At 60.0% G+C, this 12,304-nt stretch carries 14 protein-coding genes; 4 read left to right on the top strand and 10 right to left on the bottom strand.

The window, feature by feature from the left end; all coding sequences use genetic code 11:
* Window positions 1-163 precede the first annotated feature (163 nt).
* From kdpC to AC1DOG_RS07305, 5 genes are all read right to left on the bottom strand, one after another.
* Window positions 164-733 (bottom strand): potassium-transporting ATPase subunit KdpC, encoded by a 570-nt coding sequence (kdpC, locus tag AC1DOG_RS07325; protein ID WP_477927236.1) that lies wholly within the window; start codon window positions 731-733, stop codon window positions 164-166.
* A gap of 12 nt (window positions 734-745) precedes the next feature.
* Complete coding sequence (gene kdpB / locus AC1DOG_RS07320) at window positions 746-2,833, bottom strand: potassium-transporting ATPase subunit KdpB (RefSeq protein WP_477927235.1); 2,088 nt, start codon at window positions 2,831-2,833, stop codon at window positions 746-748.
* Between the two features lie 160 nt (window positions 2,834-2,993).
* Window positions 2,994-3,167 (bottom strand): hypothetical protein, encoded by a 174-nt coding sequence (locus AC1DOG_RS07315; protein ID WP_162726921.1) that lies wholly within the window; start codon window positions 3,165-3,167, stop codon window positions 2,994-2,996.
* Between the two features lie 10 nt (window positions 3,168-3,177).
* Window positions 3,178-4,881, bottom strand: coding sequence for a potassium-transporting ATPase subunit KdpA (gene kdpA / locus AC1DOG_RS07310; RefSeq protein ID WP_477927234.1), 1,704 nt, complete (start codon window positions 4,879-4,881; stop codon window positions 3,178-3,180).
* Between the two features lie 35 nt (window positions 4,882-4,916).
* Window positions 4,917-5,006 (bottom strand): K(+)-transporting ATPase subunit F, encoded by a 90-nt coding sequence (locus tag AC1DOG_RS07305; protein ID WP_111561755.1) that lies wholly within the window; start codon window positions 5,004-5,006, stop codon window positions 4,917-4,919.
* 420 nt (window positions 5,007-5,426) lie between these two features.
* Between AC1DOG_RS07305 and AC1DOG_RS07300 the strand changes: the two genes are divergently transcribed.
* The 4 genes from AC1DOG_RS07300 (at window position 5,427) to AC1DOG_RS07285 (ending at window position 9,078) form a co-directional block, all read left to right on the top strand.
* A complete protein-coding gene (locus AC1DOG_RS07300; RefSeq protein ID WP_477927233.1) occupies window positions 5,427-6,947 on the top strand; it encodes a CDP-glycerol glycerophosphotransferase family protein in 1,521 nt (506 codons plus the stop codon).
* Between the two features lie 2 nt (window positions 6,948-6,949).
* Window positions 6,950-7,624 carry an HAD-IB family phosphatase gene (locus AC1DOG_RS07295; protein WP_477927232.1) on the top strand — a complete coding sequence of 225 codons (675 nt, stop codon included), beginning with the start codon at window positions 6,950-6,952 and terminating at the stop codon, window positions 7,622-7,624.
* A complete protein-coding gene (locus AC1DOG_RS07290) occupies window positions 7,600-8,265 on the top strand; it encodes an NTP transferase domain-containing protein (protein WP_477927231.1) in 666 nt (221 codons plus the stop codon). The genes AC1DOG_RS07295 and AC1DOG_RS07290 overlap by 25 nt, the downstream gene beginning before the upstream one ends.
* Before the next feature lie 78 nt (window positions 8,266-8,343).
* A complete protein-coding gene (locus tag AC1DOG_RS07285; protein WP_477927230.1) occupies window positions 8,344-9,078 on the top strand; it encodes a methyltransferase in 735 nt (244 codons plus the stop codon).
* A 229-nt stretch (window positions 9,079-9,307) separates the two neighbouring features.
* On the opposite strand, the gene AC1DOG_RS07280 is transcribed toward AC1DOG_RS07285, so the two are convergent.
* The 5 genes from AC1DOG_RS07280 to AC1DOG_RS07260 all read right to left on the bottom strand — a co-directional run bounded on the left by AC1DOG_RS07280 (window position 9,308) and on the right by AC1DOG_RS07260 (window position 12,040).
* Window positions 9,308-9,685 (bottom strand): hypothetical protein, encoded by a 378-nt coding sequence (locus AC1DOG_RS07280; RefSeq protein ID WP_477927229.1) that lies wholly within the window; start codon window positions 9,683-9,685, stop codon window positions 9,308-9,310.
* Between the two features lie 51 nt (window positions 9,686-9,736).
* On the bottom strand, window positions 9,737-10,213 hold the full coding sequence (locus AC1DOG_RS07275; protein ID WP_477927228.1) for a hypothetical protein: 477 nt from the start codon (window positions 10,211-10,213) through the stop codon (window positions 9,737-9,739).
* A gap of 37 nt (window positions 10,214-10,250) precedes the next feature.
* A complete protein-coding gene (locus AC1DOG_RS07270; protein WP_477927227.1) occupies window positions 10,251-10,778 on the bottom strand; it encodes a hypothetical protein in 528 nt (175 codons plus the stop codon).
* Between the two features lie 89 nt (window positions 10,779-10,867).
* Window positions 10,868-11,284 carry a hypothetical protein gene (locus AC1DOG_RS07265; protein WP_477927226.1) on the bottom strand — a complete coding sequence of 139 codons (417 nt, stop codon included), beginning with the start codon at window positions 11,282-11,284 and terminating at the stop codon, window positions 10,868-10,870.
* Between the two features lie 300 nt (window positions 11,285-11,584).
* Window positions 11,585-12,040 carry a hypothetical protein gene (locus tag AC1DOG_RS07260; protein WP_477927225.1) on the bottom strand — a complete coding sequence of 152 codons (456 nt, stop codon included), beginning with the start codon at window positions 12,038-12,040 and terminating at the stop codon, window positions 11,585-11,587.
* Between the last annotated feature and the right edge of the window lie 264 nt (window positions 12,041-12,304).

Genomic DNA, 12,304 nt, shown 5'->3' with positions numbered 1-12,304 from the left:
CGGCCCCCTCATCCCTTGTGCAACTTGTTGCACCTGAACCCTTCGGGCCACCTTCTCCTCGTGGGGGAGAAGGGAGGAGCCGCGACGCCTGCGGTTCTCCTCTCCCCTCGGGGAGAGGGTGGCCGAGCGCAGCGGAGGCCGGGTGAGGGGGGCTCTGGCTGTTTCACTCACTCATAGAAGCATCAAGCCTCTGGTTCAACTTGAGAACATTGACCGCCGGCTCTCCGAGAAAACCAAGCTCCCGACCCTCGACAGCGCCATCCACCAGCGTCTTCACCTTGGCCTCGTCCAGACCGCGCGCCTTGGCAACGCGCGGTACCTGGAAGTAGGCGGCATCCGGCGAGATGTGCGGGTCAAGACCGCTGCCCGACGCGGTGACGAGGTCGGCCGGCACGGGCGCGTTCGGGTTGCTGGCCTTGGCGGCCTCGTAGTCGGCCTTCACCCGGTCGATCAGCTTGCTGCTGGTCGGGCCGAGGTTGGAGCCGCTGGAGCTTGCCGCATTGTAGCCGTCGCCGGCCGCCGACGGGCGACCGTGGAAATACTGCTCGCCGGTGAAGGCCTGGCCGATCAGCGACGAGCCGATGACCTTGCCGTCCTTCTCGATCAGGCTGCCGTTCGCCTGGGCGGGAAACAGCGCCTGCGCGGCGCCCGTCATGGCGAGCGGATAGACGAGGCCGGTGATGGCTGTGGTGGCGACGATCATCACGATCGCGGGACGAAGTTGCTTGAGCATGGACATAACTCCTTAGACGAGGCCGATGGCTGATATCGCCATGTCGATCGCCTTGATGGCGACGAACGGAACGACGATGCCGCCCAGGCCGTAGATCAACAGGTTGCGGGACAGCAGCGCGCCGGCGCCAATCGGCCGATAGCGCACGCCGCGCAGCGATAGCGGGATCAGCGCGATGATGATCAACGCGTTGAAGATGATCGCCGAGAGAATGGCGCTCTGCGGCGTCGACAGGCCCATGACGTTGAGCGCCGTCAGCTGCGGATAGAAGGTCAGGAACATCGCCGGGATGATCGCGAAATACTTGGCGACGTCATTGGCGATCGAAAACGTCGTCAGCGCGCCGCGCGTCATCAGGAGCTGCTTGCCGATCTCGACGATCTCGATGAGCTTCGTCGGGTCGCTGTCGAGATCGACCATGTTGCCGGCCTCGCGGGCGGCCACGGTGCCGGTGTTCATGGCAACGCCGACATCCGATTGCGCCAGCGCCGGCGCGTCGTTGGTGCCGTCGCCGCACATGGCGACCAGCTTGCCCTTGGCCTGCTCCTCGCGGATCAGCGCCAGCTTGTTCTCAGGCGTCGCCTGCGCCAGGAAATCGTCGACGCCGGCTTCGGCCGCAATTGCCGCCGCTGTCATCGGGTTGTCGCCGGTCACCATGACGGTGCGAATGCCCATGCGGCGCAGTTCCGCGAAACGCTCGCGGATGCCGCCCTTGACGATATCCTTCAGCTGGATGACGCCGAGCAGGCGACCGTCGCGGGCAACGGCAAGCGGCGTGCCGCCTGCCTTGGCGATCTCGTCGGCAATGGCCTGCAGTTCGCGCACCGTGTCGGAGTTCGAGCGCAGCGCGATCGCCGTGTTGCCCGAGGCGATGGCGGAACCACCGTCGACATAGGAGAGCACCGCATCGACGGCACCCTTGCGGATCGACGATCCCTCGACATCGACGCCGCTCATGCGGGTCTGCGCGGTGAAGGGGATGAAGGTGGCCTTCAGGCTGGTCATGTCGCGGCCGCGGATCGCGTATTTCTCCTTGGCGAGCACGACGATCGAGCGCCCCTCGGGCGTCTCGTCGGCAAGCGAGGCGAGCTGTGCCGCATCGGCCAGTTCCTGCTCACTGACCCCGCGTACAGGACGGAAGGCGGTCGCCTGGCGGTTGCCGAGCGTGATCGTGCCCGTCTTGTCGAGAAGCAGAATGTCGACGTCGCCGGCTGCTTCAACCGCGCGGCCCGACATGGCAAGCACGTTGAAGCGCACAAGGCGGTCCATGCCGGCAATGCCGATCGCCGAGAGAAGCGCGCCGATCGTCGTCGGGATAAGCGTCACGAACAGCGCGACCAGCACGATGATCGGGATCGAGCCGCCGGCATAGGCCGCAAAGCCCGGGATCGTCGCCGTGGCAAGCACGAAGATCAGCGTCATGCCGGCAAGCAGGATGTTGAGCGCGATCTCGTTCGGCGTCTTCTGCCGCTCGGCACCTTCGACGAGCGCGATCATCCGGTCGATGAAGGTCGAGCCGGCAGCCGCCGTGATGCGCACGCGTATCCAGTCGGACAGCACCTGCGTGCCGCCAGTGACAGCCGAGCGGTCGCCGCCCGATTCACGGATGACGGGCGCGGACTCACCGGTGATCGCCGCCTCGTTGACCGAGGCAACGCCTTCGATCACTTCGCCGTCGGAGGGGATGATATCTCCAGCCTCGACCAGCACAAGATCGCCCACCTTCAGGCTGGTTCCCGGCACCATGCGGTAGCCGCTGCCATTGTTGGCGGTCAGCAACTTGGCCTGGGTTTCAGTGCGCGCCTTGCGCAGGGAATCGGCCTGCGCCTTGCCGCGGCCTTCCGCGACCGCTTCGGCGAAATTGGCAAACAGCACCGTGAACCAGAGCCACAGGTTGATCTGGAACGAGAAGCCGAGATTGCTGCCGCCGGTCACGAGATCGCGGATGAAGAGGACGGTGGTCAGAACCGAAACCGTGGCGACGACGAACATCACGGGGTTCTTGGCAAGCGCCTTCGGGTTCAGCTTCTTGAAAGCCGCGCCGAAGGCCGGAATGAGAATGCGGGCATCGAGGATGCTCACGGATTTTGCCTGGCTCATAAGAGAACTCCAGCGTTTGAGACAATTATTGAATGGGGGCGGGCGCCGCGCTCTTAACCCTCCCCCCTTGTGGGGAGGGTGGCCGGCAGGCGGGAGGGGTTTTCCGCGAACGAAATTCCCCTCCCCAACCGCACCCTCTGTGAATCGAAATCGGTTCCGATCAGAAGCTCTGGCCGAAAATCAGTTTGTAGAGAGCGGCCGCAACCAGCAGGGCGGCCAGCATCAGAAGCGCCACGTCGGAGCCCTTTATCGATCTGGCTCCAGTCTTGCCCGCCCGCCCCGGAAGACCGGAACGGGCAGGGAGCTTGTGGCGCCTGAAGTGGCGGATCAGCATGGTCATGTCCTCAGAACGTCTGGCCCGAGATCATCATCAGGTGCTCGATGACGGGTCCGAGCGCCAGCGCCGGGAAGAAGGTCAGGCCGCCGACGATGACGATGGTGCCCGTCAAGAGGCCGACGAACAGTGGACCGCCCGTGGGGAAGGTGCCGTTCGAGGCCGGAACCGTCTTCTTGGCTGCCAGCGAACCGGCAATCGCCAGAGCCGGGATGATGACCAGGAAACGGCCGGCCAGCATCGCGATCCCGAGCGTCACGTTGTACCAGGGCGTATTCCCCGTCAGCCCGCCGAAGGCCGAGCCGTTATTGGCGGCTGCGGACGAGTAGGCGTAGAGGATCTCCGAGAAACCGTGCGGTCCAGCCGTGCCGACCGAGGCGACGGCCGAAGGCAGCACGCTTGCGATCGCGGTGAACACCAGCATCGTCAGCGGCAGGCAGAGGATGGCAAGCACCGCCATCTTCATCTCTTTCGCCTCGATCTTCTTGCCGAGATATTCAGGTGTGCGCCCGACCATCAGACCGGCCACGAAGATGGCGATGATGACGAAGAGCAGGATGCCGTAGAAGCCCGCGCCGACACCGCCGACGATCACTTCGCCGAGCTGCATGTTGATGAGCGGGATCAGGCCACCGAGCGCCGTGAACGAGCCGTGCATGGCGTTGACCGCGCCGCACGACGCTGCCGTGGTGATGACGGCGAAGAGCGAGGAGAGCGTGATGCCGAAGCGCACTTCCTTGCCTTCCATGTTGCCGCCTTCAAGGCCGAAGGCATGCATCAGCGGATTGCCGGCCGCTTCAGCCCAGTAGGTGACGCCGACGCCGATGAGGAAGAGCACGAACATGCTGGCAAGGATCGCCCAACCCTGTTTCTGGTTGCCGACCATGCGACCGAAGACGTTGGTCATCGCGGCACCGATCGCGAAGATCGCCACCATCTGGATCAGGTTGGAAATCGCATCGGGGTTTTCGAACGGATGCGCGGAATTGGCGTTGAAGAAGCCGCCGCCATTGGTGCCCAGCATTTTGATCGCCAGCTGCGAGGCAACGGGGCCGACCGCGATCGTCTGCTTGGCGCCTTCGAGCGTGGTCGCCTCGACATAGGCGCCAAGCGTCTGCGGCACGCCGAGTGCGACGAAGACAAGCGTCATAACGATGCAGAGCGGCAGGAGGATGTAGAAGGTCGCTCGCACCATATCGACCCAGAAATTGCCGACTGCCTTGCCGGATGCGCGCGAAAACGCCCGGATGAAGGCAAGCGCGATGGCAATGCCGGTGGCCGCCGAGACGAAGTTCTGCACGGTCAGTCCCGCCATCTGCGTCAGATAGGACATCGTGCTTTCGCCGCCGTAGTTCTGCCAGTTGGTGTTGCTGACGAAGCTGACGGCGGTGTTGAAGGAGAGCTCGGGCCCGACGGCGGCCATGCCGGCCGGGTTATAAGGCAGCACCGCCTGCAGGCGCAGCAGCGCGTAAAGCACCAGCGCGCCCAGGAGATTGAAGGCGAGCATCGAGATCGCATAGGTCGTCCAGTGCTGCTCTTCGCGCTCGCTGGTGCCCGACAATGCGTAAAGTCCCCGTTCGATCGGAACGAGGACGGGTGAGAGAAGCGTGCGCTCGCCCGAAAAGACACGCGTCATGTAGCCGCCGAGCGGTTTGACGAGCGCGAGAACGATCCCGCAGTAGAGCAGGATCTGAAGCCATCCGTTGAGGGTCATCTTGATTAACTTTCAATACCCGGCGCTATGAGAGATCAGAATCGCTCAGGGCGGATGAGGGCATAGGTGAGGTAGACGGTGAGGAACACGGTCACGGCACCGCTGAGGACATAGTCGAATATCACTGTGTTTCTCCCGCTAGAGGCTGTCGCAGACGTGTGCGTAGGCGGCGCAGAGCACGAAAAATAAGATCGTGATGCCGAGCAGAACGATGTCGATCATCGACCATCACTCCTTGAATTGTTTTCGAAATGGAGACGCGGCGCGGGTCGGTGGGCCATGCGCTTGTCCCTGGTGTCTCGGGCAAGATCTCGCGATCGCCCGGCCATCAATATGCGGCCGAAGCGCATTAAGGTTCGAGACGCGGGGAGGGGCGTCGATATAAAAATCTTATAAATGCGCTGGTGGGTTCGGCGGTCGCGGCAGGCGGCAAAAGCCGGCATTCAGGCCAGTTTGGCGAAAGCTTCCCGGCCTAGGGTTTGCGGATAAAGAAGCAGACCTGCGTTCGGCTGAATGCCGTTTTGCAATGTACGAAGGCGATTTGAATGCCCAAGACCGAGCCAAGCAATTCTTCGGCCGAGACCCTTGCCGAATTGGCATCGTTGAAGGCGCAAGTCGAAGAGTTGACGCAGCGCATCGATACGCAGGGCTCGGTCCAGTTCGAAATCGCCAAGCTGTTGCAGACATTCCATTCCCAGCTCACGGCCCTGCCGCAGCAGATGAACGAGATCGTCAAGACGGCGATCGAGCTGAACAATCACGACAAGGTGCCGCTCACCAAGGAAGTGCTGACCAAGTTCGACGCGCGCCTCGGCAGCCTCGGCGTCGGCATGCACGTCTTGAAGCAGGTCAGCCACCTGACGCTGCGCCGCCTTGGCCCCGCGACACCGAAGATCCGTTGCGTCTTCATCGTCCAGTCGATCCCGATGTGGGATGCGCTGGCCGATGTCTACTGGGCGATGACCGAGGACGATCGCTATCACCCCATGGTCGTCTCGATCGACAACAGCCAGCTCGGCGTGGCGGAATTTGCGGGTGAGGAGGAGGTCCACGCAGGGCTGACCGCGCTCGGCATTCCCCATATCCGCCTCGATATGCATTCCTTCGATGCGCTCGACATCCTGCGCAACCTGATGCCCGACGTGGTGTTCCGCCAGCAGCAGTGGGATTCTCCGGTTCCGCATGGCCTCAGAACGATGGAGATCACCTTCGCGCGCATCTGCGTCGTGCCTTATGGCATGGGCGTGCTTGCCAACCCGGATGCCAAAAGCGAAGACGACGAAGCCTATAGCGACAACTACGACCAGCAATATCATCGTCTCGCCTGGAAGGTTTTCTGCGAGACGGAGCTGACTCAGTCCTACTACCGCTCTTTCACGCATTCCGATCCCGACAAGTTCGTACTGACGGGCTATCCGAAGCTCAACAAGCTGATGGAGGCCAAGGGCAAAGGCGAATGGCCGATCGCCGAGCCGAACGGACGAACCTTCCGCGTCATTTGGGCGCCGCACCACTCGCTGGCCGTCAATGGCTTCGGCTTTGGCGTTTTCCATAAGATCTACAAGCAGATGCTGGATTGGGCGCGCTCCGCCAAGGATATCCAATTCGTGCTGAAGCCGCATCCCGCACTTGCCTTCGGCGCCGAGCAGAGTGGCCTCTTCCGCGACAATTCCTATCAGCGCTATCTCGATGCGTGGTCGGCGCTGCCCAACTGCGCCATTCGCGAAGGCACCTATGGCGAGCTGTTCGAGGCGTCGGATCTGATGATCACCGACGGCGTCTCCTTCCTCACCGAATACCACCTCTTCGAAAAGCCGCTCATCTTCATCGATTCCGGCGCCCACGCCGCCTTCAATGCGCTGGGTCGGCTTGCCGAACGCGCCGCCCACCGCGTCGAAACCTTCAATCAGCTGCGCCAGGTGGCGCTTGATTACAAGGACGGCAAGGCCTGGAAGCTGGTGAAGGAGCGCGAGGAGCTTCTGAAGGTGCTGCTCCCGCGCACCGAGCCGGCCTCCAGCATCATTCTTGATTCCATCGCAGCCGATATACAGACGTCGAGGTCCTGATCATGTACCGCGCGCAACAGCATGCATTGACACTGCCCGTCGCCAACGACACGGGTGCCGTTCCCGCCCACAAGCGTGGCACCGGCTTCGCCTTCGATCTCGATGGCACGATCACCCGCGCCGAACTGCTGCCGATGATCGCCTCCGAGCTTGGCCTCGAAGCCGAAATGCGGCTCCTGACCGAGCTCACCATGTCGGGCATGATCCCCTTCGAGGATTCCTTCCGGCTGCGCTTCGCCATCCTGCGTAGCGCCGGCCTCGATCGCATCCAGTCTATCGTCTCCGAGGTCGAGTTCGATCCCGATATCGAGCAGTTCATCCGCCAAAACCGCGATCGCTGCTTCGTCGTCACGGGCAATCTCGATCTCTGGATCGCGCCGCTGGTAGAGCGCCTCGGCTGCCGCTTCTACACCTCGACAGCCACGACCGACAAGGACGGCTGGATCACCGGCCTCGACACGGTCATGCGCAAGAACGTCGCCGGCCTTGAGCTGAAAGACGAGTTCGACCGTCTCGTTGCGATCGGCGACGGCTTCAACGACGTGCCGCTCTTCGACGTCGCCGACATCGGCATTGCCTTCACCGGCCTGCATGGCGCGCCCGATGCGCTGGTCTCCGTGTCCAACTATGTCGCTCTCGATGGGAAGTCGCTATGCCGTCTGTTAAACACGCTGTAATCGCGGCGGCCGGCCTCGGCTCGCGGCTGGGCCATGGCAAGCCGAAGTGCCTGGTCGAGATCGAAGGCGTCAAGATCATCAAGCATCTGCTGTCGCTGCTGAAGGATGTCGAGGACGTCCGCGTCATCGTCGGCTTCGAGGAAAAGGCTGTCATCGCGGCGATCCGCGCCATCCGCCCGGATGTGCTCATCGTCCGCAACCCCGGCTTCCGCAGCACGACGACGCTGCACAGCTACGAGCTCGGCGGCCGCTATATCAAGGGCGATTGCCTGTTCATGGATGGCGACATGCTGGTCGAGCCGGAAAGCTTCGCAGCCTTCCTCGCATCTTGCGAGCCGGGCGTGGCGCAGCTCGGCATCACCAAGACCAAGACCCGCGACGCCGTTTTCTTGACCCGCGAGGACGGCCTTGCCGTAAGCTTCCGCCGCGACGACCCGACCGAATACGAATGGGCCAACATCGCCTGGCTGCCGGTCGATTACTTCGCCGATATCGGCAACACGGCCGTCTACGAACACCTCAGGCAGTTCCTGCCGATCCGCACCCACGAAGTGATCGCCTACGAGATCGACAGCGAGCAGGACCTGGCGCTGGCGCGGGACAATCTCCACTACTTCAATCTGCAGGCGCTGGCCGGCTGAAGCATGTCGCGCAAGAGCACGCAGTGGTTTTGCTACAGCGACACGCTTCAAGCAAACAGTCACGAAACGGAACCGAGCATGAGCCGCATATACAAGGACCAGGAAAGCATCGACGCCGTCAAGGTTCGCGATTTCTTCAATGGTCGCGCCAAAAAGGAAGGCAATGCCGTCAACGCCGTGATGCTGCAATCCGAGGGCTCGACGATCGCCGTCGACCGCGACATCCACGAGAAGACGCACCTGCTGCCGCGCCTCGAACGCCCCTCGAAGATCCTCGAACTCGGCTGCGGCGCCGGCCGCCTCGCCACCTTCTACAACAACAACGGCAACCAGTATCTCGGCTTCGATTTCTCCGAAGAACTGATCGCCCGCGCCAAGGCCGAGATCGGCGACGATGAAAATGTCCAGTTCCAGGTCGTCGAAGTCCCCCGGATCGCGGTCGAAGACTTCAAGCTGCAACCGCCCTTCGACTTCTTCCTGATCACCGGCCTCTTCATCTATCTCAACGACGAAGCCGTCCACGACACCTTCAAAATGATCGCCAAGCTCGCGGCCCCGAACGCCACGATCTATGTCCGCGAATCCCTCTCCGAACTCGACGTCCGCCTGACGCTGAAGGAGCATTTCTCCGAAGAACTCGACGAAGTCTACAACGCCATCTACCGCACGACGGCGGAACTGACCGAGGTGATGACCGACACGCTTGTGAAGGCGGGCTTCGCGTTCGAGGTCTGCGGCGAGTATGCGTTCCCACCGGCGCTGCGCAACAGGGCGGAGACGGCGCAGCGGTATTTTATGCTGCGGCGGGGGTGAGGGTGCCGACTAGTATTCCAGCCCGATTGCACGCTCATAGCGACGGAATGCGGCTTGATAGGTCTCCACGAAATCTTCCGGCAATTCGAACTTCACGATCCATTGTACTATCCGAGGCTCCTCTTTGGTTCCTCCGTGGTCGGTTCCAATCATCGAGACTGCTTCATCAAGCACTGCAGTACCGCAACTGGAGGCGGCGGCTTAGTGCCGCCTCCTATCGCTTGGCTGATCACTCGTCGTTGATCACCTCGTATTCGCGACCCTCAAGCCCGAGGTCTCGGGATGTCAGCACGATGCTGAAGCGCTTGAAAAGGTCGAAAAACTCGGTGATGGACAGGTCAAGTTCTACTTCTTTGAAACGCAGAGTATATGTCGAGGTGATTTGCGCATTGACGTCATCGAAGCCGGTTCCGTCAGCAACCACCACCCTGATAGACGGTTTGTCGAAGTTCTCACCAGTGTAGAAGTGGATCGCCACGGCATGGGCATTCTCGTCAAGAATGCCTTTGTCCCTAAGGAAACTGTGAATATAGACGTCATGGCCGTCGTCTGCGGCCGCTGTGCCTTTCCAGTCGTCGTATTGGGTGGATGCTTTGAAATCTTCCAAGTGAAATCCTCTCTGTTTTAACAAAATTACGCGGACACATCGTCCGCGCTCTTACTTTGCCAAGGCCATAATCCATTGAGCGATATCCGGAATGTGATCCAGCCCGTTCTTTGCGGCTTCCATTAGCGCTTCTTTGCTTATGTCGGCAGGAAGGCCGCGTATCATGTCTATCAGGCGCGTTTTGACGTCTTTTGGTTCTGCGCTCGCCTTAACTCGATCAATGAGGATGCTCTTGAGCTGTCGCTCGTCAATGCGAACAGTTAGCACGCCCAATATCGCTGTCAGGCCGCCATCGTCGGCGAGGAAATCAAGCCCCCGTGCGGTAATCCTCGCACCGGTGGGATAATCGTCTCGACGGTTTACCCATATGGTTGTCAGCGGGCCGTGCTCTTCAAGGTATGAAAGGTTCACCATGATGGCATTTGAAGGTCGGCCAAAAAGACTACCAACGTCCGCCGGCTTCGGATAGTTCTCGGCGAGCTTATTCAGTATATCGCGCTGCAGCTCTCGATTTAAGAGTTCACCCATCCGCCAAGCCTTGCTCCTCGCTTCATCGTCTCTAGCCCTACACCTTCTTCATGGCCTTCCAACTCTCCTGGCCAGTGGAGAATTCTGTCTTTCCTTCTAAGCAGCTTGAGATGATGACCTCAAGAATGCGGGCGTTGATCGCATCAATCTTCAATGCAAAGTCTCTCATTTTCCCGAAATCAATCACTCGCGACTGTTTGCCTTTTCCGCCGCTAACTTGATTGACTTCGGTCTTCCCGTTCTCGGAACCCCACACGCCATGCACGGCTTGATCGCGCTGCGTTTTGATTGACAGAGCGTCGTCGCAAATCGAGCCTATTCGCTTCGCCCATGTTGGAAGAAGTTGGGCCTGCGCCTGCTCTTTCAAGAAGCGCGCTCTCTCGATGAAAGACGCTCTATTTCCTCGTCCGCTGTCGTATGGTTGGCCGTTATTTGCCGCAGTCACATAGGCCCCGAGAAGAAACTCCAGATGCGACCAGTTGTGCGCGATCAACCCTATCCCGGCGAGTTCGTTATCGGAAATTGTAGGCATCACCTTGAAGCCAGTCTTACTGATCGTAAGCATTGTATGGCCTTTGCGATCTGGGTGCTGATAACTAGCGGGTATGTAATCTCGACTGAGCCGACACGCCGACCGATCGCCGAGGCCGGCAGCTAAAAGGGAATATGACCTACACCGATCATGTTTTTTCCTTCCTGTGCGTGGTGTGAGATACCTCGGAAATTGCTGTCTTGGAATATCCCCGGAAACACCTGGACTTGATAGCCATGTTCACGGAGAAAACTGGAAAGCTCCTCGGCAAAAGCCGAGCCTTTCGCGCTACCCATCATAACGGTGATCTGAATAGGCATGTCTTTGGAACACCTCCGCAGAACTTCATTTTTCAGCCTCCGCACGCCGATGAAGCGACGCAGCCGAATGAGCAAGATGTAAGAGAAACTTGCCAAGGAAATTATTATTGCCGACCAACCGACATAGAAGTCGCCGCCAGGAACAACGCCCGGGTAAGCCTGAATAATTCCTCCGGCGATCGCTCCCGCCAAGCCTATTACCGCGATGAAAACTTCCATCGATCACCTGCTCTGATCACCAAGTCCGCAATACTCAGCGAGCGACAGGTTGTCGCTCGCTGAAATGGTCACCGCCTTAGACCTTTTTTCGGGTCGGCAGATTTGCCGACCCGACTTGTTTTCAGATTGCCAACTTGGCGACTTGATCGTGCGGATTCCTCGGAGTAGTCGAGGCGCGCTTGACGGCGTGCAAGGGCCTGCGCAAATGCGATGAGGGCGGATTTTGCATCCTCCGCGTCGTGATCGCACGTCACCGCAGTACCTCCGATCCTGCCTGCCGATAAGCTCCGTTGTCGGCACTCAGGACTTTCTCGATTCGCGCGGCTCGGAGAAACGAGCCGCTATCGCTTCGGCGTCTTTTTGCATCTCCTGGGCGAAAGCAACAAGCTCGGCTGGTATTTCATCAGCGCGCAGCTTCATCATTTCAGCGAGTGCTTTGTAGAGGGAGGCAAACTGTGAAACGCCTGCCCTATACAACGTTGTTACCTGCCGGTAGTCGCTGAGAACAGTTTCCTTGTCTTCGATGAGCTTGCTTAAGAACTTCATGTCCTTCTCGGCCTCGACGAGGTCCCGCTCCTTTACCTCGATCTCCTTTTCCTTCTCACTGATCTTGAGGAGCAGCTCTGCACGATCGCCGATGTCGTCGTGTTGAGCGAAGGTGAGGTTCTCGATTACCTCAGCGTTCACAGAACCGCTGTAACGCGCCTGGCCATTGCGGGGTGCACCGAGGCAGAGATCGCCACGATCACCGGTCACACGCTGCGAGATGTGCGCTCGATCCTCGATTCGAATTACCTAAACCGCGATGTGGCAATGGCGGTCAGTGCGATCAGGAAGCTCGAAAGGAGAACAGAAACTCCCAACTGAGTTTCCAACTGTCACGAAACATTCTGCTTAAACGAGAGAAAAACGTGAGCAAAATCAATTGGCTGGGGAACCTGGACTCGAACCAAGATTAACGGAGTCAGAGTCCGTTATATGGTATTGAAATGGTTATAGAAATTTGCATCTTGTCGCGTT

Source organism: Rhizobium sp. 01N48 (genome assembly GCF_056399145.1).
Note: the sequence above shows the minus strand (reverse complement) of the source record. Positions and strands in the feature narration are given on the sequence as shown.